Origin of the sequence: Micromonospora sp. NPDC005291 (assembly GCF_040607415.1) — a bacterium.
Classification (GTDB): Bacteria; Actinomycetota; Actinomycetes; order Mycobacteriales; family Micromonosporaceae; genus Micromonospora.
The window spans coordinates 142,419-161,746 of record NZ_JBEXGR010000010.1; the positions used below are offsets into that span (position 1 = coordinate 142,419).

20 protein-coding genes are annotated in these 19,328 nt (G+C 72.0%); 13 read left to right on the plus strand and 7 right to left on the minus strand.

Going from position 1 to position 19,328, the window contains the following annotated elements; genetic code table 11:
• Window positions 1–52: 52 nt before the first annotated feature.
• On the minus strand, window positions 53–736 hold the full coding sequence (purQ, locus tag ABZT18_RS16375; protein WP_354992835.1) for a phosphoribosylformylglycinamidine synthase subunit PurQ: 684 nt from the start codon (window positions 734–736) through the stop codon (window positions 53–55).
• Entirely contained in the window at window positions 733–996 is a 264-nt protein-coding gene (gene purS / locus ABZT18_RS16380; protein WP_030332194.1) for a phosphoribosylformylglycinamidine synthase subunit PurS, read from the minus strand. Before purS ends, purQ begins: the two co-directional genes overlap by 4 nt.
• A gap of 356 nt (window positions 997–1,352) precedes the next feature.
• On the opposite strand from purS, the gene ABZT18_RS16385 reads away from it, so the two are divergent.
• Complete coding sequence (locus tag ABZT18_RS16385; protein ID WP_354992836.1) at window positions 1,353–2,036, plus strand: trypsin-like serine protease; 684 nt, start codon at window positions 1,353–1,355, stop codon at window positions 2,034–2,036.
• A gap of 24 nt (window positions 2,037–2,060) precedes the next feature.
• A complete protein-coding gene (locus tag ABZT18_RS16390; RefSeq protein ID WP_354992837.1) occupies window positions 2,061–2,624 on the plus strand; it encodes a YbjQ family protein in 564 nt (187 codons plus the stop codon).
• A 139-nt stretch (window positions 2,625–2,763) separates the two neighbouring features.
• Here ABZT18_RS16390 and purB read toward each other — a convergent pair whose 3' ends face one another.
• Entirely contained in the window at window positions 2,764–4,194 is a 1,431-nt protein-coding gene (gene purB / locus ABZT18_RS16395; protein WP_355251550.1) for an adenylosuccinate lyase, read from the minus strand.
• Between the two features lie 41 nt (window positions 4,195–4,235).
• Window positions 4,236–5,528, minus strand: coding sequence for an acetyl-CoA C-acetyltransferase (locus ABZT18_RS16400; RefSeq protein WP_354992839.1), 1,293 nt, complete (start codon window positions 5,526–5,528; stop codon window positions 4,236–4,238).
• 55 nt (window positions 5,529–5,583) lie between these two features.
• On the opposite strand from ABZT18_RS16400, the gene ABZT18_RS16405 reads away from it, so the two are divergent.
• The 7 genes from ABZT18_RS16405 to ABZT18_RS16435 all read left to right on the plus strand — a co-directional run bounded on the left by ABZT18_RS16405 (window position 5,584) and on the right by ABZT18_RS16435 (window position 12,536).
• The gene (locus ABZT18_RS16405) at window positions 5,584–6,945 is read left to right on the plus strand and encodes a 3-oxoacyl-ACP reductase (RefSeq protein WP_355251553.1); all 1,362 of its coding nucleotides are present in this window, start codon (window positions 5,584–5,586) and stop codon (window positions 6,943–6,945) included.
• Window positions 6,945–7,799, plus strand: a complete 855-nt coding sequence (locus tag ABZT18_RS16410) for a MaoC/PaaZ C-terminal domain-containing protein (RefSeq protein WP_355251556.1) — start codon at window positions 6,945–6,947, stop codon at window positions 7,797–7,799. Before ABZT18_RS16405 ends, ABZT18_RS16410 begins: the two co-directional genes overlap by 1 nt.
• 93 nt (window positions 7,800–7,892) lie before the next feature.
• Complete coding sequence (locus ABZT18_RS16415) at window positions 7,893–8,648, plus strand: NUDIX domain-containing protein (RefSeq protein WP_354992842.1); 756 nt, start codon at window positions 7,893–7,895, stop codon at window positions 8,646–8,648.
• Complete coding sequence (locus ABZT18_RS16420) at window positions 8,645–9,616, plus strand: serine/threonine protein kinase (protein ID WP_355251558.1); 972 nt, start codon at window positions 8,645–8,647, stop codon at window positions 9,614–9,616. Before ABZT18_RS16415 ends, ABZT18_RS16420 begins: the two co-directional genes overlap by 4 nt.
• A 9-nt stretch (window positions 9,617–9,625) precedes the next feature.
• A complete protein-coding gene (locus ABZT18_RS16425) occupies window positions 9,626–10,585 on the plus strand; it encodes a hypothetical protein (RefSeq protein WP_355251561.1) in 960 nt (319 codons plus the stop codon).
• Entirely contained in the window at window positions 10,582–11,844 is a 1,263-nt protein-coding gene (locus ABZT18_RS16430) for an adenylosuccinate synthetase (RefSeq protein WP_355251564.1), read from the plus strand. The genes ABZT18_RS16425 and ABZT18_RS16430 overlap by 4 nt, the downstream gene beginning before the upstream one ends.
• 71 nt (window positions 11,845–11,915) lie before the next feature.
• Window positions 11,916–12,536, plus strand: a complete 621-nt coding sequence (locus ABZT18_RS16435; RefSeq protein WP_354992846.1) for a DedA family protein — start codon at window positions 11,916–11,918, stop codon at window positions 12,534–12,536.
• 24 nt (window positions 12,537–12,560) lie between these two features.
• Here the strand turns inward: ABZT18_RS16435 and ABZT18_RS16440 are convergent, their stop codons facing one another.
• Window positions 12,561–13,202, minus strand: a complete 642-nt coding sequence (locus ABZT18_RS16440) for a response regulator transcription factor (protein ID WP_354992847.1) — start codon at window positions 13,200–13,202, stop codon at window positions 12,561–12,563.
• Window positions 13,199–14,350 (minus strand): histidine kinase, encoded by a 1,152-nt coding sequence (locus ABZT18_RS16445; protein ID WP_355251567.1) that lies wholly within the window; start codon window positions 14,348–14,350, stop codon window positions 13,199–13,201. The genes ABZT18_RS16440 and ABZT18_RS16445 overlap by 4 nt, the downstream gene beginning before the upstream one ends.
• A 167-nt stretch (window positions 14,351–14,517) precedes the next feature.
• Here ABZT18_RS16445 and ABZT18_RS16450 point away from each other — a divergent pair, with 167 nt between their 5' ends.
• Complete coding sequence (locus ABZT18_RS16450; protein WP_355251604.1) at window positions 14,518–15,165, plus strand: DedA family protein; 648 nt, start codon at window positions 14,518–14,520, stop codon at window positions 15,163–15,165.
• A gap of 11 nt (window positions 15,166–15,176) precedes the next feature.
• Here ABZT18_RS16450 and ABZT18_RS16455 read toward each other — a convergent pair whose 3' ends face one another.
• Window positions 15,177–15,815 (minus strand): TetR/AcrR family transcriptional regulator, encoded by a 639-nt coding sequence (locus tag ABZT18_RS16455; protein ID WP_354992849.1) that lies wholly within the window; start codon window positions 15,813–15,815, stop codon window positions 15,177–15,179.
• Window positions 15,816–15,883: 68 nt separating this feature from the next.
• Here ABZT18_RS16455 and ABZT18_RS16460 point away from each other — a divergent pair, with 68 nt between their 5' ends.
• The 3 genes from ABZT18_RS16460 (at window position 15,884) to ABZT18_RS16470 (ending at window position 19,315) form a co-directional block, all read left to right on the plus strand.
• The gene (locus ABZT18_RS16460; protein WP_354992850.1) at window positions 15,884–16,336 is read left to right on the plus strand and encodes an SCP2 sterol-binding domain-containing protein; all 453 of its coding nucleotides are present in this window, start codon (window positions 15,884–15,886) and stop codon (window positions 16,334–16,336) included.
• Window position 16,337: 1 nt separating this feature from the next.
• A complete protein-coding gene (locus ABZT18_RS16465) occupies window positions 16,338–17,552 on the plus strand; it encodes an acyl-CoA dehydrogenase family protein (protein WP_354992851.1) in 1,215 nt (404 codons plus the stop codon).
• Window positions 17,553–17,752: 200 nt separating this feature from the next.
• The gene (locus ABZT18_RS16470; protein WP_354992852.1) at window positions 17,753–19,315 is read left to right on the plus strand and encodes an AMP-binding protein; all 1,563 of its coding nucleotides are present in this window, start codon (window positions 17,753–17,755) and stop codon (window positions 19,313–19,315) included.
• Window positions 19,316–19,328: the final 13 nt, after the last annotated feature.

Sequence of the window (19,328 nt, forward strand, 5' to 3'; positions counted from 1 at the left end):
CGGCGGTTGAGCTGACCGATGATCGTCGTGCCGCCGTTCACGCTGGCGTCGTTCACGCTGGCGCCCCCACCAGGTGCTTGAGGACCGACGTGAAGAAACCGAGGCCGTCCAACGATGGGCCGGTGAGCGCCTCCACCGCGTGCTCGGGGTGCGGCATGATGCCGACCACGTTGCCGGCGGCGTTGGTGATCGCGGCGATGTCGCGCTGCGACCCGTTCGGGTTGCCGCCGATGTAGCGGGCGACCACCCGACCCTCGGCTTCGAGCTGGTCGAGCGTCGCGGTGTCCGCGACGTAGCAGCCCTCGCCGTTCTTCACCGGGATGAGCACCTCCTGGCCGGGCTGGAACGTGTTGGTCCACGCGGTGCCGGCCGACTCGATGCGCAGGATCTGGTCCCGGTTGCGGAAGTGCAGGTGCTGGTTGCGGGTGAGCGCGCCGGGCAGCAGGTGCGCCTCGCACAGGATCTGGAAGCCGTTGCAGATGCCGAGCACCGGCAGACCGCCCTGGGCGGCGTCCACGATCGTCTCCATCACCGGGGCGAACCGGGCGATGGCACCACAACGGAGGTAGTCACCGTACGAGAAGCCGCCGGGCAGCACGACCGCATCCACCCCGTGCAGCCCTGGGTCGCCGTGCCAGAGCCGGACCGGCTCCGCGCCGGCGATCCGGACGGCTCGGGCCGCGTCCCCGTCGTCGAGCGAGCCAGGGAAGGTGACGACACCGACCCGGGCGGTCACGAGCGGGCGTCCGCGGTCTCGTCGGCCTCGACCAGGCGGACGGTGAAGTCCTCGATGACCGGGTTGGCGAGCAGCTTGTCGGCAATCTCCCGAGCGCGGTCCAGGTCCGGTTCACCGGTGAACTCGATCTCGATACGCCTGCCGATCCGAACCGAGGCGACGTCGCTGACGCCGAGCCGGGGCAGCGCGTTTGCGACGGCCTGGCCCTGCGGATCGAGGATCTCGGGCTTGAGCATGACGTCGACGACGACGCGAGGCACTGGGCACTCCTGACTGTGTACGCAGTTGGGTGCCGACCCACAACGGGCGAGCGCAGCCAGCGTACCTGGCAGATACCGCCGCAGACGCACCGGCCGGGCGCAGTTCAGGCAGTGATCAACATTACTGGCACCCAGTGCGGCCCGTTACGCGGGACAGGTGGCCTCAGCAGGGCATATACGGCGCAGCGGGTGGCCGAATCGTTACATAGGTTAACCTCGATCAATTCCTTGAAAACCACCGCCCCGGGCCCTAGTGTTCATCGATGTAAGTCGATTTCGGGCGTCGGCGGAAACCCCCGCTGTCGCCCTCCCACGCCCGGCGACCCCGGGCCCGCCCCGTCCAAGGAGCCCACCCGATGCGCATCCGCCCCCTGCTCGCCCTGCTCGGCACCGCGCTGATCGGCGTCCTCGGCGCCTCATCCGGAGCCGTCGCCGCCCCCGCCGGCCCGCAACCCATCATCGGTGGCACCACCGTCTCGTCCGCACCCTGGGCCGCCGCGGTGCTCAGCAACGGGTCGTTCACCTGCTCCGGCAGCGTCATCGCCTCACAGTGGGTGCTCACCGCCCGGCACTGCATCAGCGGCACCATGTCCGTCCGGATCGGCAGCGTGAACCGCACCTCCGGCGGGGTCACCCGTACGGTCAGCGCCACCTACACCCGTAGCGACCTCGCCCTCATGCGGCTCTCCAGCGCCGTCAGCACCTCGACGGTGACCCTGGCCAGCAGCAACCCGCCGATCAACTCGACCAACTCGATCTACGGCTGGGGCATGACCTGCTACAGCGGCTGCTCCGCGTCGACCCAACTCAAGACCGCCACCGTCCGGGTGACCAGCAACAGCGTCACCGACGCGTACGGCGGCCAGGCGATCCGCAGCACCCGGATCAACGGCAACGCCTGGCGGGGCGACTCGGGCGGCCCGCAGTTCTACAACGGCCAGCAGGTCGGCGTCGCCTCCACGGCCGACGGCTCCAGCATCCAGAACTACGGCAGCGTTGCGTACAACCGGGCCTGGATCACCTCGACGGCCGGTGTCTGACGGTTAACGCCCGAGGCGGTGCGGATGGTCGGCGGCGTGCCGGCCGTCCGCGCCGCGTCGTTTTGCAGCATCCGATCAGGTGAACAATGCACCCGATCGGGTCACGCCGATCCTGACAGCATCGGAAACGTGCTGGTCGTGACGACAGAGCAACTGCCCGGCTACGAGATCCGACAGATTCTCGGTGAGGTGGTGTCATCGATGGCCAGAACGCGCAACCCGTACCGCGAGGGTGTCAAGAACCTGCGCGGTGGCGCGTACGACCCGATGGCCCCGGACAACCTGACCCGGTGGCGCACCGACTCGGTGGCCCGGCTCGGCGAGGAGGCCCTGCGGCTGGGCGCGAACGCGGTGATCGGCATGCGGTTCGACAGCCGGGACTGCGGTGAGATGTGGATGGAGATCTGCGCGTACGGAACGGCAGTGGTCGCCGTACCCAAGATGCCCGAGGTCATGCCGGCCGACCAGCCGGCGGTCGCCGCGGAGGCCGCGGAGGTCGCGGGCTTCACGGAGTCGCCCGGCGGCATCGCCGAACCGGCCAGCGCCCCCAACCTCCGAACGGCCGCCGAAACCCCAACAGGCGAGTAACCCACCCCACCCACCACCCACCCCACCCCACCCACCCCACCGGGCCGGCCTCGCCTTCACCCCGTCGATCATGAAGTTATTGCCCGGCGCATCGGCGTGTCGTGGCAATAACTTCATGATCAGCGCGCCGAAGGGTGGGTTAGAGGATGGGGGGTGGGGTGTAGGTGGCTGCCTCTGGGTGGGTTTCCACCACGGCGGTGATGCGGCGGGTTACCGCTGCTATCTGGGCTTGGGTGGCGCCGACGAAGGCGGTGCGGTCGGCGACCAGGGTGTCGATGTCGGCGCGGGACAGGCCGAGCCGGCCGTCCTCCGCCAACCGGTCGAACAGGTCGTTCTCCGGCGAGCCCTTCTCGCGCATCGCCAGGGCCACCGCGACCGCGTGCTCCTTGATCACCTCGTGGGCGACCTCCCGGCCGACGCCACGCCGGACGGCCGCCACCAGGATCTTCGTGGTGGCCAGGAACGGCAGGAACCGCTCCAGCTCCCGGTTGATCACCGCCGGGTACGCGCCGAACTCGTCGAGCACGGTGAGGAACGTCTGGAACAGCCCGTCGGCGGCGAAGAACGCGTCCGGCAGAGCCACCCGACGGACGACCGAGCAGGACACGTCCCCCTCGTTCCACTGGTCACCGGCCAGCTCGCCGACCATCGACAGGTAGCCCCGGATGATCACCGCGAAGCCGTTCACCCGCTCCGACGAGCGGGTGTTCATCTTGTGCGGCATCGCGCTGGAGCCGACCTGACCCGGCTTGAAGCCCTCGGTGGCCAACTCCTGGCCGACCATCAGCCGGATCGTGGTGGCCAGCGACGACGGCGCGGCGGCGGTCTGGGCCAGCGCGGCCAGCACGTCGAAGTCCAGCGAGCGTGGGTAGACCTGCCCGACGCTGTCCAGCACCCGGGAAAAGCCCAGGTGCTCGGCGACCCGGCGCTCGAGCTCGGCCACCTTGTCGGCGTCGCCGTCGAAGAGGTCCAGCTGGTCGGCGGCCGTGCCGACCGGCCCCTTGATCCCGCGCAACGGGTAGCGGGCGATCAGCTCCTCCAGCCGCTCGTACGCGATCAGCAGCTCCTCCGCCGCCGACGCGAAACGCTTGCCCAGCGTGGTGGCCTGCGCCGCCACGTTGTGCGAACGGCCGGTCATGACCAGCTCGGAGTGCTCGTGGGCCAGCCAGGCCAGTCGGGCGAGAGTGGCCACCACCCGGTCCCGGATCAGCTCCAGCGAGGCACGCACCTGGAGCTGCTCGACGTTCTCGGTGAGGTCCCGCGAGGTCATCCCCTTGTGCACATGCTCGTGCCCGGCGAGCGCGCTGAACTCCTCGATTCGGGCCTTCACGTCATGCCGGGTGACCCGTTCCCGCTCCGCGATCGAGGCGAGATCGACCTGGTCGAGCACCCGCTCGTACGCCTCGACCACGCCGTCCGGCACCGGCGCGCCCAGGTCGCGCTGAGCGCGGAGGACGGCGAGCCAGAGCCGCCGCTCCATCCGGACCTTCTCCTCCGGGGACCAGAGAGCGACCAGTTCGGGCGAGGCGTACCGGTTGGCGAGCACGTTCGGGATCGTCACGTACCTCATTCTCCCGCGTGCGCACGGGCGCGGAACGCGGGGGTCCGGGCTCAGCGCTCCAGGATCGCCGTCACGCCCTGGCCGCCGGCCGCGCAGATCGAGATCAGCCCACGTCCGCTGCCCTTCTCGGCCAGCAGCTTGGCCAGGGTCGCCACGATCCGCCCGCCGGTGGCGGCGAACGGGTGCCCGGCGGCCAGCGACGAGCCGTTCACGTTGAGCCGGTCCCGGTCGATCGCGCCCAGCGGCGCGTCCAGGCCGAGCCGGTCCTTGCAGAACTCCGGCGACTCCCAGGCGGCGAGGGTGGCCAGCACCTGCGACGCGAACGCCTCGTGGATCTCGTAGTAGTCGAAGTCCTGCAGCGTCAGCCCGGCGCGGGCCAGCATCCGGGGCACCGCGTACGCGGGAGCCATCAACAGCCCCTCGTCGCCGTGCACGAAGTCCACCGCCGCCGTCTCGGACCAGCTGAACCAGGCCAGCACCGGCAGGTTGTGCGCGCTCGCCCACTCCTCGCTGGCCAGCAGCACGGTCGACGCGCCGTCGGTGAGCGGCGAGGAGTTGCCGGCGGTCATGGTGGCCTGCTCGGCGTCCGGGCCGCGGGTGCCGAAGGCCGGCCGGAGTGAGCCGAGCTTCTCCAGGCTGGTGTCGGGGCGCAGGTTCTGGTCGCGGGTGAGCCCCAGGTACGGCGTCATCAGGTCGTCGAAGAAGCCCCCGTCGTACGCAGCGGCCAGGCGCTGGTGTGAGCGCAGCGCCAGCTCGTCCTGGGATCGCCGGTCGATCTGCCAGTGCAGCGCGGTCCGGGCGGCGTGGTCACCCATGGACAGGCCGGTACGCGGCTCGGCGTTGCGGGGGATCTCCGGCTTGAACGGCTGGAGCGGACGCAACTTGGCGGCGACCTTCAGTCGCTCGCCGAGCGTCCGGGCCGAGTTGAGTTTGAGCAGCGTGCGCCGCATGTCCTCGTTGACTGCGAGCGGGGCGTCGGAGGTGGTGTCGACACCGCCGGCGATGCCCACGTCGAGCTGACCGAGGGCGATCTTGTTGGCGACCAGGATCGCCGCCTCCAGGCCCGTGCCGCAGGCCTGCTGGATGTCGTACGCCGGGGTGTGCGGGTCGAGCCGGGAGCCGAGGACCACCTCACGGGTGAGGTTGAAGTCGCGGGAGTGCTTGAGCACCGCTCCGGTCACCACCTCGCCGACCCGCTGCCCGGCCAGCCCGTAGCGGGCGATCAGGCCGTCCAGCGCGGCGCCGAGCAGGTCCGCGTTGGACGCGTCCGCGTAGCGGGAGTTGGAACGGGCGAAGGGGATGCGGTTGCCGCCGATGACCGCGACACGTCGGATGCTCTGCACGATCCGCCTCCTTGAGATGTGTTGCTCGAACCCTACTCGCCAGTAGGCTACGCCCATGACCGACAGGTACGCGAGCTTCGTCCAATCGGCCGCCGGCCGCGCGCTGGTCAAGCGCCTCGGGCTGCCCGACCCGCCGCGACTGCGCCGACACCACCCTGGCGACCCGCTGCTTACCGGGCCGGCCCTGCTCGGCGCGGCCCCTGGCGGCCGCCTCGCCGAGCCGGTCGCCAAGATCCTGACCGCCGCCGGGGTCGAGCTGGCCGACCCGGCCGCCACCGCCTCCACGGACAACCCTCAGCGGTACGGCGCACTGCTCTTCGACGCCACCGGGATCGCCGACTCGACCGATCTGCGCCAGCTCTACGACTTCTTCCATCCGCAGGCCCGGGCCGTGCTCCCCGCCGGTCGGGTGATCGTGCTGGGCACCCCGCCGCAGGAGTGCCCGACGCCGCGCGAGGCGACCGCCCAGCGGGCCCTGGAAGGGTTGGTCCGCAGCATCGGCAAGGAGTTCGGCCGCGGCACCACGGCGCAACTCGTCTACGTGACCCGCGCCGACAGCGCCTCCCTCACGAGCCTTGAATCAACCCTCCGCTTCCTCCTGTCCGGCCGATCCGCGTACGTCTCGGGGCAGGTCATCCGGGTCGGTGCCGGCGAGGCGAGCGCCCCGGCCGACTGGGACCGCCCCCTGGACGGGCAGGTGGTGCTGGTCACCGGCGCCGCGCGGGGCATCGGTGCGGCGCTGGCCCGGGTGCTCGCCCGCGACGGCGCGCGGGTCGTGGCACTGGACATCCCGGCCGCCGGAGACGCGCTCGCCGCGGTGGCGAACGACATCGGCGGCACTGCGCTCCAACTCGACCTGACCGCACCGGACGCGCCGACCCGGCTCGCCGACCACCTGGCCAGCCGTTTTGGCCACGTCGACGTGGTGGTGCACAACGCCGGCATCACCCGGGACAAGACGCTCGGCCGGATGGACGCCGACCGGTGGGACCAGGTGATCGACGTCAACCTCTCCAGCCAGGAGCGGATCAACGACGTGCTGCTGGAGCGGGAGCTGATCCCCACCGGCGGGCGGATCGTGTCGGTCTCCTCGATCGCCGGGATCGCCGGCAACCGGGGGCAGACCAACTACGCCACCAGCAAGGCCGGCGTGATCGGGCTCGTCGACTCGCTCGCCCCGGCCCTGCGCGACCGGGGGATCAGCGTCAACGCGGTCGCCCCCGGCTTCATCGAGACGCGGCTGACCGCGCGGATCCCGCTGGTGGTCCGCGAGGCGGGCCGACGGATGAACAGCCTGGCCCAGGGCGGGTTGCCGGTCGACGTGGCCGAGACGATCGGCTGGTTGGCGTGGCCGGCCAGCGGCGCGGTCAGCGGCAACGTGGTCCGGGTCTGCGGCCAGAGCCTGCTGGGGGCGTGATGGGCGCGCGGAGCCAGCCGTCCACCGGTGCGCTCTACCGGCGGGCGTTGCTCGGTGCGCTGCCGGGCCTCGGCGGCGGACGGCGCGGGCCCGGCCTGCCGGCGGGCGAGTTGGCCACGGTCGAGCTGGCCGCGGGCGGGGTGACCGTCGACCGGGCACACCTGGCCGACTACGACCGGGTCTGCGGGTTCCGGCTCACCGACCGGCTGCCCGCGACGTTCCCGCACGTCATGGGCTTCCCGCTGACCCTGCGGCTGATGACCACTCCGGAGTTTCCCATTCCGGTGACCGGTCTGGTGCACGTCGGTAACCGGATCACCGTGCGCCGCCCGATCACCGCCGACGAGACCCTCGACTTCAGGACGTACGCGGAGAACCTGCGCCCGCACGACCGGGGGCGGCAGGTGGATGTGGTGCTGGTCGGCTCGGTCGACGGGGAGGAGGTCTGGCGCGGCGTCTCGACGTACCTCGGTCGGGAGCGCAAGCCCGACGGCGGTGAGCGGCGCGACCGGAGCGAACGCCCCGAGGCGCCGGCCGCCACGGCCTGCTGGCGGGTGGAACCCCGCGTCGGCACGGAGTACGCACGGGTCTCCGGCGACCACAACCCGATCCACACGTCCCGGCTCGGGGCGCGGCTGTTCGGCTTTCACCGGCCGATCGCGCACGGCATGTGGAGCAAGGCGCGCTGCCTGGCCGCGTTGGAGAACCGGTTGCCGGACGCCTACACCGTCGAGGTCGCCTTCAAGCTGCCCGTGCCGCTACCGAGCACGGTGAGCTTCGCCCTCCTGCCGGACGGCGGGTTCGCCCTGCACGACTCGCGAGGCCGGCCGCATCTGGTGGGTCTCGTGCGCTGACGCGCCCCTGCCAATCCCGGATTCGGGCTTGGCAGGGGCATTCTTGTGCGGTACGTTCTTCTCACAACGAGATGTTCTCAGATTGAGAGTGACATGGTTGACGAGCAGGACTTCCTGGCGAAGTACGACCCCCGGGCCTACCCGTCGGTCGCTGTCACCGTCGACGTGGTGGCACTGACCATCCGCGACGGCGCGCTGCACCTCCTGCTGATCCAGCGCGGCCAGCCACCCTTCGAGGGGCACTGGGCGCTGCCCGGCGGCTTTGTCCGCCCCGACGAGGACCTGACCGCCGGCGCCCGACGGGAGCTGGCCGAGGAGACCGGGCTCGGCGGCGAAGGGCTTCGGCGCGTACACCTGGAGCAGTTGGGCAGCTATGGCGCTCCCGACCGCGACCCGCGGATGCGCATCGTCTCGATCGCGCACCTCGCGTTCGCCCCCGACCTGCCGGACCCGGCCGCCGGATCCGACGCCGACGCGGCGATCTGGCTGCCGGTGACCGCGCTGACCAGCCGGCAGCTCGCCTTCGACCACGGCCGGATCATCGACGACGCGCTGGAGCGGGCCCGGTCCAAGCTGGAATACACCCCGCTCGCCACGCGCTTCCTCGCCGCCGAGTTCACGATCAGCGAGCTGCGCGCCGTCTACGAGACGGTGTGGGGTCACCCGCTGCACGCCGGCAACTTCCACCGCAAGGTGCTCTCCGTGCCGGGCTTCGTGGAGAGCACGGGCGCCAGCACCGAGCGCGGCGGCACCCGGGGCGGCCCCCGCGCCCGGCTCTACCGGGCCGGCGACGCCCGCCTGCTGCACCCGGCGCTGCTACGCCCCGCCCGCGAGGAGACGGTGCGATGAAGACCGCGGCGGCCATCGGCCTGGTCACGGCGGCCCGCACCGACGCCGATCTGTTCGGCACCGACCAACCGGCCCGTCGCTACCGCGAACTGGTCGCGGCCCTGCACCCCGATCGCCTGCCGGCCGATCCTGGAGTACGCGCCGAGGCCCTCGACGCGTTCATCCACGTCACCACCCGGTGGCAGGCCCGGCAGGTCACCATCCTCGGCGACTACCGCCTCGGCACGCCGGCCCACTCGGGTGACCTGGCCGACCTCTACGACGTCGGCGCCGATCGTCTGCTCAAGCTCCCCCGACAGCCCACCGACAACGACCTGATGGGCCGCGAGGCACACGCCCTGCGCACCATCGCCGAGCGCGGCGACCCCCGCTACCTGCCGTACGTGCCCCGGCTGGTCGACGGCTTCCGGCACCGCGACACCGTGAGCGGCGCCGAACGGCGGATCAACGTGCTCGCCACCACGCCCGGTCTGCACAACCTCGACGAGGTGCGGCGCGCGTACCCCGACGGGCTGGACGCCCGGGACGTGGCCTGGATGTGGCGGCGGCTGCTGGTGGTGCTCGGCCTGGCCCACCGGGCCGGCATCGTGCACGGCGCGGTCCTGCCGCGACACGTGCTGATCGAGCCGGACGCCCACGGCGTGGTGCTGGTCGACTGGTGCTTCTCCGCACCCGTCGGGAGCACGATCCCGGCGCTGGTGCCGGGCCACGAGGACTGGTATCCGCAGGAGGTCACCGCGAAGCGGCCCTGCCGGCCGGGCACCGACATCGCGATGGCCAGCCGGTGCATGAGCTGGCTGATGGGGCCGCGCGCGCCCCGCGAGCTGCACGGCTTCGCGCAGGGCTGCCGGCAGCGGTCCCTGGACGCCCGGCCCGACGACGCCTGGCGCCTGCTACGCGAACTCGACCAGGTGCTGGACCGGCTCTACGGCCCCCGCACCTTCCGACCCTTCACCCTCACCCCCTAAGGAGCTGTCATGGGCAGTGGAACCTGGTCCACCGACGTGTACGACGCCGCCGACCGCTACCGTCGGTCCACCGGCAAGAGCGCCTTCTCCTACAGCGACAGTGGGGCGCGCACCGTGCACCCCGCCCTCGACCCCCGGGACGCGACGCGCGAGAGCCGCGACTCCGACGAGCACCCCCAGACGACGGCCGTCGCGGTGCTGTTCGACGTGACCGGCTCGATGCTCAAGGTGCCGCGCGTCCTGCAGACCAAGCTGCCGCAACTGCTCGGGCTGCTGCAACGGCAGGGGTACGCCAGCGACCCGCAGATCATGTTCGGCGCGATCGGTGACGCCACCTGCGACCGGGTGCCGTTGCAGGTGGGCCAGTTCGAGTCGGACAACCGGATGGACGACGACCTCGGCCGGATCGTGCTGGAGGGCGGTGGCGGCGGGCAGATGAGCGAGTCGTACGAGCTGGCCATGTACTTCATGGCCCGGCACACCGCCACCGACGGCTGGGAGAAGCGCGGCCGACGCGGTTACCTGTTCATCATCGGCGACGAGCTGGCGTACCCGCAGGCGAAGGCCCGGGAGGTGGCCCGCCTGATCGGCGACGACCTGGCCGAGGACGTGCCGCTGCGGCAGGTCGTGGACGAGGTGACCCGCCGCTGGGACACCTACTACCTGCTCCCCGCCGGCAGCCACTACGCCGGCAACGCCAAGGTGCTGGACTTCTGGCGGGACCTGCTCGGGCAGAACGCCGTGGTGCTCGACGACCTCGACGCGGTCTGCGAGACCATCGCGCTCACCATCGGCCTCGGCGAGCAGGCCATCGACCTGGACGAGGGCCTGCGCGACCTCGACCGCGCCGGCTCCGGCGCCACCGGCACCGTGTCGAAGGCGCTGGCACGCCTCGGCCGGGGGCGGCGGGCCGAGGTGTCGACGCTCCCGACCTTCCGCGACACCGCTGGCGGGGTGACCCGGCTGTGAGGCACGTGGCGGTGGTCGACCTCGGCTACGGCGACGCGGGCAAGGGCACGGTGGTGGACTGGCTCTGCGCCACCCGCCCGGTGCACACCGTGGTCCGCTTCAACGGGGGCGCGCAGGCGGCGCACAACGTCGTGCTGCGCGACGGGCGGCACCACACGTTCGCGCAGTTCGGCGCCGGCACGTTCCATCCCGGGGTCCGTACGCACCTGTCGCGGCACGTGGTGGTGGACCCGCTGGCGCTGGCCGCCGAGGCCGACCACCTCGCCACGGTCGGGGTTCCCGACGCGCTCGACCGACTGACCGTCGACGGGGCGGCCCTGCTCGCCACCCCGTACCACCGGGCCGCCAACCGGGCCCGGGAGATCGCCCGGGGAGCCGACCGGCACGGCTCCTGCGGGCTGGGGGTGGGCGAGGCCGTCGCGTACGGTCTCGCCCATCCCGACGACGCGCCCCGGGTCGCCGACTGCCACAGCCCGGCGCTGCTGCGGCGCAGGCTGACCGCCCTGCGGGACCGGCTGACCGCCGAACTGGGTCCGCTGGGCGCGCCGCCGGTCGAGGACTGCCTGCCCGCGTTCACCGGGTTCGCCGGGCGGGTCGCGATCGTCGATGAGAGCTGGCTCGCCGAGGCGCTGCGCGCCGGGACCTGCGTCTTCGAGGGCGCGCAGGGGGTGCTGCTCGACGAGTGGCACGGCTTCCACCCGTACACCACGTGGAGCACCACCACGTTCGCCAACGCCGACAGCCTGCTCGCCGAGGCGGGCCTGCCCGGCGGCGCGACCCGGATCGGGGTGCTCCGGCTGGTCACCACCCGACACGGGCCCGGCCCGTTGGTGACCGAGGACTCGGACCTGCCGCTGGCCGATCCGCACAACCCGACAAACCCGTGGCAGGGCCGGTTCCGGTTCGGCCACTTCGACGCGGTCGCCCACCGGTACGCCCTCGACGCGGCCGGCGGGGTCGACGGTCTGGCGCTGACCCACCTCGACCTTGCCGGCCCCGGGCTGCGGATCTGCCGCCGCTACGACACCACCGACCGGCTCACCCCGGGCCCGCCCGGCGACCTGGACCGACAGTCCGCACTCACCGCCCGCCTGCTGCGCTCCCGCCCGCTCTACGACGACCCGCCGCCCGACTGGGCGGAGGCGGTGCGCACGGAGTTGGGCACGCCGATGGTGCTGACCTCGCACGGCCCCACCTCCGACGACAAGACCGCGCACGGTCCGCTGCTCGCTCCACCGGCCCTGGTCCGCTCCGCCTGACGCCCACGGCCGACGGCGGGTGATCCGGCGACTCGACCACCGGGCGGGTCGCGCCCAGCGAGCATGAGGGCATGGAATCCGCGCTCGACCTGCTCCGACAGCTGGTCACCTCGCCATGGGTGTACGTGCTGATCTTCGGGCTCACGGCGGTCGACGCGTTCTTCCCAGCGGTGCCGGGTGAGGCAGCGGTGATCACCGCGGGGGTGCTCGCGGCGGACGGCGGGCATCCCAACCTGGTCCTGGTGATCGTCACCGCCGCCATCGGCGCGCTGGTCGGCGACCACATCTCGTACACCATCGGTCGGGGTGGAGGCGCAAACCGGCTGGCCCGCCTGCCCGACGGCAGCCGTCGGCGGGCCAGCTCCGAGTGGGCCCGGCGGGCGGTGGACCGACGCGGCGGGATCATCCTGACCACCTCCCGGTACGTGCCGGGCGGCCGGACCGCGGTCACCCTCACCATGGGCGCGGTGCGCTATCCCCGCCGGGCGTTCCTCCTGTACGACAGCATCGGGGCGATCACCTGGGCGCTGTACTGCGGGTTGCTCGGTTACTTCGGCGGGTTGGCCTTCGAACGCGACCCGGTACGCGGCGTACTGGTCGGCGTGGGGCTCTCGGTGATCGTCACGTTCAGCCTGGAGGGGATCCGTTGGCTGCGCCGCCGTGCGCACCGCCGCGCCGCCTCCCGCCACTGACCGACGTCGTGACAGCGGGACACGTCACAGCAGATCGGCGTCGTACACCAGGATTGCCAGCTGCACGCGGTTGCCCGCGTGGAGTTTCGCCAGCGCCCGACTGACGTGTGCCTTCACGGTGGCCTCGCTCATCGTCAGCCGCCGGGCGATCTCGGCGTTGCCATGCCCGCGCGCCACCTCCCGGACGATCTCCAACTCGCGTGCGGTGAGCGGCGCGAGCCGCTGGCGCGCCGCATCCCGGCGGGCCGGACCACGCTCGGCGAACGAGCTGATCAAACGCCGGGTCACCGTCGGGGCGAGCATCGCGTTCCCGGCGGCCACCGTGCGGACGGCGGCGGCCAACTCGCGGGGCGGGGTGTCCTTGAGCAGGAAGCCGACTGCCCCGGCCCGCAGCGCCCGGTGCACGTACTCGTCCAGGTCAAAGGTGGTCAGCATGATCACCTTCGGGCCGGCGGCGATCACCTTGGGCGCGACGGTCAGCCCGTCGACAACCGGCATCCGCACGTCGAGCAGCACCACGTCGGGGCGTAGCCGGTGAGCCTGCTCCAGCGCGCCGGTGCCGTCCGCCGCCTCGCCCACCACCGTGATGTCCTCGGCCGCCTCCAGGATCAGCCGCAGCCCGGCGCGGACCAGTTGCTCGTCGTCGACCACCACCACCCGGATCACGCGGCACCCGCCAGCGGGATCAGGGCCCGGACCAGGAAGCCGCCGTCCACGGGCTTCGCCTCCAGCCGACCGCCGAGCAGCTCCACCCGCTCGCGCAGCCCGAGCAGCCCCTGCCCGGCACCGGGCAGAGCCGGCCCGCCCTCGGACGGGCCGTTGCGGACCACCACTTCCAGCCCGTCGGGCAGATAACGCAGGCAGACCGTCGTCTCGGCGCCGGCGGCGTGCTTGCGCACGTTGGTCAGCGCCTCCCGGACGACCCGGTACGCGGTACGCCCCACGGTCGCCGGTAGTGCCGACGGAACACCCTCGTCCCGCCGGCACACCCGCAGCCCGGCGGTGCGGGACTCCCCGATCAACTCGTCCAGCGCGTCGAGCCCTCGCTCCGGCATCACCGCCGGGCCGGCCTGTCGCAGCACGCCCAGCACCTCGCGCAGGTCGGTGAGCGCCTGCCGGCCGGTCGTGCGGATCAGCACTGCGGCCTCGACGGTCGTCGGGTCCGCGGCGGTCACCTCCAGCGCCCCGGCATGCACCACCATCAACGAGACCCGGTGCGCCACCACGTCGTGCATCTCCCGGGCAATCCGCGTCCGCTCCTCGGCGCGAACCCGGTCGGCGTGGGCCTCCTGCTCGCGTTCCAGCCACTCGGCCCGGTCCCGCAACGCGGCGAGCGTGTCCCGCCGCGCCCGCACCCAGAGGCCGAAGACCAACGGCAACACGACCAGACAGACGGCGAGCATCAGCACGTTGCCGGTGGTGGCCGTGGTGATCCGGCGTACCCCGCCCACCGCCAGTCCGACCAGCACCCCGCCGGCCAGCACCAGGGCCGCACCGGCGAGGTAGGCGGCGAGCCGCCGACCACGCAGCCGCAGACCTGCCTGGTACGAGGCGACCACCCCGCCCGCCGCGGCGGCGAGCACCAGCCAACTCACCGCTGCGACCAGGAACAACGGCCAGCGGCGGGTCCGGATCGTGCCGGCGGCCCAACCCGAGGCGACCGCGAGAAACAGCACGACGACGCGCGGCAACGGCGAGCGGACCCCGATGTCACCGGTCGCGCTGGCCCACACAGCGGCGGCGACCACGACGGCGAGCAGCAGCGGGGCGTACCGCTGGACGACCCGCCGGAAGGCGACGGCGCTGGAGGCCACGTAGCGAGCGTAGGGCTCAGCGAACGGATCGGGTCGCCCCGCGCCACCAGACCGGGGTGGGGTAGGGGAAGACCCCTACCCGCCGTCCGGGCCGGTAGCTACCTAAGTAGTAGCGCCCGCCTGACCACTGGCCGATGGCGAAAGCGGCCGCCCAAACCAGCATCAGGATCATGGATCTACTCGACCTGTTGCACGAGACGATGTCCTCGCCCTGGGTGTACCTGGCGATCTTCGCGATCGCGGTGCTCGACGGCTTCTTCCCCGTGGTGCCAAGCGAGACCGCCGTGATCACCGCAGGGGTGTTCGCCGCCTCTGGCGCGCCGTACCTGCCCGCGGTGATCGTGGTTGCCGCCGCCGGTGCGCTGGTCGGCGACCACATCTCGTACGCCATCGGGCGGGGTGGGGGCGCCCGGCTGCTCGACCGGCTGCCACCCGACGGCCGGCGCCGGACCGCCATCGAGTGGGCCCGCCGGGGGATCGCGACGCGCGGCGGCCTGATCCTCACCGTGGCCCGTTACGTACCGGGCGGCCGGACCGCCGTCACCCTCACCATGGGCGCGGTGCACTATCCCCGGCGACGCTTCCTGGCCTTCGACACGCTCGCCGCCGGCTCGTGGGGGCTCTACTCGGCTCTGGTCGGCTACGTCGGCGGCCTGGCCTTCGAGCAGGACCCGCTGCGCGGTCTACTGCTTGGCCTGGGCCTCGCACTGACGGTGACGATGATCGTCGAGGTGGTCCGCTGGCTCGGCAACCGTCGCCGGTCCACGTCGTCGGCGCGGACCCCCGAACCGGTGAGTCGGACATCAGTGCGGTGATGTCGGGGCAGTCAGTCGGCCGGGGGACGCCAGGTGACGCCGTGCAGGAGTTGGCCGGCACCGAGCCAGGCCACGTTCATCATCCGGGTGGCGGTCTTCTCCGGGTCGGCCTCCGGGTGGTCCGCGAGCCAGTCGGCCAGCGACTCGGTCGCACCCACCAGCGCGTACGCGACGACCTCCAGGTCGATCGCGGCGATCTCGCGGCCCTCGGCGCGCAGCGCGTGGTCGAGCATCCCGGCGACCACCTCGACCAGCCGGGTCCGCATGGTGGCCAGCTCTCCGGCGAACGGCTGCTCCCCCCGGGCCTGCCGGTAGAGCACCGCCCAGCCGTCGCGGTGCGCGCCCACGAAACCGAAGAACGCCTTCAGCCCTCGCCAGAGCCGAACGTCTGCCGGCAGGTCGGGGGCCGCCGCGCCGGCGATGGCGTGCATCATCCGGGTGCCCTCCCGGTGCAGGCAGGCGACGAAGAGCTCCTCCTTGGTGCCGAGGTACGCGTACACCATCGGCTTGGAGATGCCGGCGTCCTCCGCGATCTCGTCCATGCTGGCGGCGTGGAAGCCCCGCCGGGAGAAGACCTTGACGGCCGCGTCGAGCATCTGCTGCTCACGGACGGCGCGTGGCAGGCGCTTGAAGGCGGGAACGGTGGACACCTTGCGAGCATACCTACTCGTGCGTAGGGTTACGCGCGAGTAGCCAATTCTTCCGGAAGGCGCACCTGATGACTGACTTCGACCCGGCCACCTTCGCCAACGTCGGCCCCAAGGAGTTTGCCCAGCTGGTCAAGTCCACCCCGGACGACAAGATCGCCCAGGTGATGTCCGGTGACCTGCGCGGCAAGGTCCTCGGCGAGGTGTTCGACCGGATGCCGTCGCTGTTCCGCGCCGACCGGGCCGGTTCCACCAACGCGGTCATCCACTGGGTCATCACCGGTCGCCCCGACGGCGGCAGCGACACCTACGAGGTGGCCATCGCCGACGGCAAGTGCGTGGTGAACGAGACCCCGCAGCACGACCCGAAGCTGAGCCTGACCATGGGCCCGGTCGAGTTCCTGAAGATCGTTTCCGGTGGAGCCAACCCGGTGATGATGTTCATGACCGGCAAGCTGAAGGCGAAGGGCGACCTCGGCCTCGCCGCCAACATCGCCAACCTGTTCGACATCCCCAAGGCCTGACATGGCTGAGTTCTCGCTCGACCTGAATGAGGAACAGCGGGATCTACGCGACTGGGTGCACGGCTTCGCCGCCGAGGTCGTGCGCCCGGCCGCCGCCGAGTGGGACGAGCGCGAGGACACCCCGTGGCCGGTGATCCAGGAAGCCGCCAAGGTCGGCCTCTACGGCTTCGAGTTCCTCGCCACCTGCTGGGCCGACCCAACCGGGCTCTCCCTACCGATCGCCAACGAGGAACTCTTCTGGGGTGACGCCGGCATCGGGCTGAGCATCTTCGGCACCTCCCTCGCCGTCGCCGCCATCTACGGCGCCGGCACCCCCGACCAGATGGTCGAGTGGGTGCCGCAGTGCTTCGGAGACGTCGACTCGCCGGCCGTCGCCGCGTTCTGCACCAGCGAGCCGGAAGCCGGCTCGGACGTCGGCGCGATGCGTACCCGGGCCGTCTACGACGAGGCCACCGACGAGTGGGTGCTGACCGGGCAGAAAGCGTACGCCACCAACGGCGGCATCGCCGGAGTGCACGTGGTCACCGCCTCGGTCGACCCCACGCTCGGCTCCCGGGGCCAGGCGGCATTCGTCGTACCGCCGGGCACCCCCGGCCTGGCCGCCACCCGCAAGCTGCGCAAACTCGGTCTACGCGCGTCACACACCGCCGACGTCTTCCTCGACGGGGTACGCGTGCCCGGCCGCTGCCTGCTCGGCGGGCGGGACGCCCTGCTGGAACGTCTCGACCGGGCCCGCTCCGGTCAGCGGGCCACCGGGCAGGCCGCCATGCGCACCTTCGAACTGTCCCGACCCACGGTCGGCGCGCAGGCGCTCGGCGTGGCCCGGGCCGCCTACGAGTACGCCCTGGACTACGCGAAGGACCGGGTCCAGTTCGGGCGACCGATCATCGAGAACCAGGCGATCGCGTTCGCACTCGCCGACATGCGGATGGAAATCGACGCGGCGCGGCTGCTGGTCTGGCGTGCCTCCTGGATGGGCCGCAACAACCGCCCGTTCACGGCCGGCGAGGGTTCGATGTCCAAGCTGAAGGCCGGCGAGGTGGCGGTGTCGGTCACCGAGAAGGCGGTGCAGCTGCTCGGCGGCGCCGGCTTCCTGCGCGACCACCCGGTCGAGCGCTGGTACCGGGACGCCAAGATCTACACCATCTTCGAGGGCACCTCCGAGATCCAGCGACTGGTCATCTCCCGGGCGATCTCCGGGATGCAGATCCGCTGACCGGCCCTGGCCGGTCCCGTTTCGCCGGGGCCGGCCAGGGGGTCACCACCCCTGATCCCACGATCCGTGCAGTCTTCGTCACCCCGCGCCGCCGTCGGCTGGGCATGGTGCCGCGCCCAGTGCATGATCAAGGAACAAGACGCCCTGACGGACGGGGAGTCCCTTGCCCCCGTCCGCGCACCCCCGAGGAGGTCTGCGGCATGGACCTGCCGTTCGTCATTGCCACGCTGACCCGTCGCGGGCTACTCACCCCCGGCGGGCCGATCCGGATCGCCTCGCAGCTCAACGCATTGCGCACCTGGGGATGGAGCCTGGCCGGCGAACTACGCCAGGCAGCCGCCCGGGACCCCGGGCGGACGGCGATCATCGACGAGGACGGCGTCGAGCTGACCTATCAGGACCTGCTGGACCGGGCCGAGCGGACGGCCCGGTCGATGCGGGCTGGGCTCGGCATACGGGCCGGGGACCGGATCGGCCTGCTCTGCCGCAACCACCACGGGCTGATCGAGACCATCGTCGCGGCCACGATGCTCGGCGTCGACTCGGTCCTGGTCAACACCGGCCTTTCCGCAGCCCAACTGGCCACCGTCGCCGAAGAGCAGCAGCTCCGGCTGTTGGTGCACGACGACGAGTTCGCCGAACGGGTCATCAGCCTCCCCGCCGAGCTACCCCGCCTCGACGAACGCGCACGTCAGGAGCTGGTGGCCGGGGCGCTGCCGGGCGAGCTGCGCCCGCCGGAGCGGGCCGGCCGCATCATCGTGCTCACCTCGGGCACCACCGGTGCGCCGAAGGGGGCCCGCCGCCCCACGCCGAGCGGCTTCGGCCCGCTGGTGTCCATCATCGACCGTATCCCCCTGCGTACCCGCAACCGGGTGATGATCGCCGCACCGATCTTCCACACCTGGGGGTTCGCCGCCCTCCAGGTCTGCTTCGCCCTGCGGGCCACCATCGTGCTGCACCGCCGCTTCGACCCGGCCGCCACGCTCGCCGCCCTGGTGGCACACCGGTGCGACGCGCTGTTCGCCGTACCGGTGATGGTGCAGCGGCTGCTGGAGGTGCCCCCACCGGACCCGCGCCCCCCACTCAAGGTCGTCGCGGTCAGCGGATCGGCCCTGCCCGGCGGGCTGGCACCGAAGTTCATGGACGTCTACGGGGACGTCCTGTTCAACCTCTACGGCTCCACCGAGGTCTCCTGGGCCTCCATCGCCGGTCCGCAGGAGCTGCGCCAGGCACCCACCACGGCCGGTCGGCCGCCACACGGCACCCGGCTACAGATGCTCGACGACGACGGCCAGCCGGTTCCCGACGGCCGCGTGGGGCGGATCTTCGTCGGCAACGAAATGCTCTTCGAGGGCTACACCTCCGGTAGCAGCCGGGAGAGCCGCGACGGCCTGCTCGACACCGGCGACCTCGGGCGGCTCAACGCCGACGGGCTGCTCTTCGTCGACGGCCGGGCCGACGACATGATCGTCTCCGGCGGCGAGAACGTCTTTCCGTCCGAAGTGGAGGACCTGGTCGCCCAACTGCCGCAGGTCCGTGAAGCGGCCGTGATCGGCGTGCCCGACCCCGAGTACGGCCAGCGGCTGGCCGCGTTCCTCGCCCTACACCCCGGCGAGACGCTCGACCCCGAGGCGGTCCGCGAGTACGTCCGGCACTACCTGGCCCGCTTCTCCGTCCCCCGGGACGTGATCTTCGTGAAGTACCTGCCTCGCAACGCCACCGGCAAGGTGCTCACCCGGGAGCTGCGCCGCTACTTCGGCTGACCCAACCGCCGGG

Excerpts from the sequence above, each read along its gene's own strand:
- ABZT18_RS16385 (WP_354992836.1), top strand. The coding sequence starts at position 1,353 with ATGCGCATCCGCCCCCTGCTCGCCCTGCTCGGCACCGCGCTGATCGGC.
- ABZT18_RS16390 (WP_354992837.1), top strand. The coding sequence starts at position 2,061 with ATGGTCGGCGGCGTGCCGGCCGTCCGCGCCGCGTCGTTTTGCAGCATC.
- purB (WP_355251550.1), bottom strand. The coding sequence starts at position 4,194 with ATGAGGTACGTGACGATCCCGAACGTGCTCGCCAACCGGTACGCCTCG.
- ABZT18_RS16405 (WP_355251553.1), top strand. The coding sequence starts at position 5,584 with ATGACCGACAGGTACGCGAGCTTCGTCCAATCGGCCGCCGGCCGCGCG.
- ABZT18_RS16410 (WP_355251556.1), top strand. The coding sequence starts at position 6,945 with ATGGGCGCGCGGAGCCAGCCGTCCACCGGTGCGCTCTACCGGCGGGCG.
- ABZT18_RS16415 (WP_354992842.1), top strand. The coding sequence starts at position 7,893 with ATGGTTGACGAGCAGGACTTCCTGGCGAAGTACGACCCCCGGGCCTAC.
- ABZT18_RS16420 (WP_355251558.1), top strand. The coding sequence starts at position 8,645 with ATGAAGACCGCGGCGGCCATCGGCCTGGTCACGGCGGCCCGCACCGAC.
- ABZT18_RS16425 (WP_355251561.1), top strand. The coding sequence starts at position 9,626 with ATGGGCAGTGGAACCTGGTCCACCGACGTGTACGACGCCGCCGACCGC.
- ABZT18_RS16435 (WP_354992846.1), top strand. The coding sequence starts at position 11,916 with ATGGAATCCGCGCTCGACCTGCTCCGACAGCTGGTCACCTCGCCATGG.
- ABZT18_RS16460 (WP_354992850.1), top strand. The coding sequence starts at position 15,884 with ATGACTGACTTCGACCCGGCCACCTTCGCCAACGTCGGCCCCAAGGAG.
- ABZT18_RS16465 (WP_354992851.1), top strand. The coding sequence starts at position 16,338 with ATGGCTGAGTTCTCGCTCGACCTGAATGAGGAACAGCGGGATCTACGC.
- ABZT18_RS16470 (WP_354992852.1), top strand. The coding sequence starts at position 17,753 with ATGGACCTGCCGTTCGTCATTGCCACGCTGACCCGTCGCGGGCTACTC.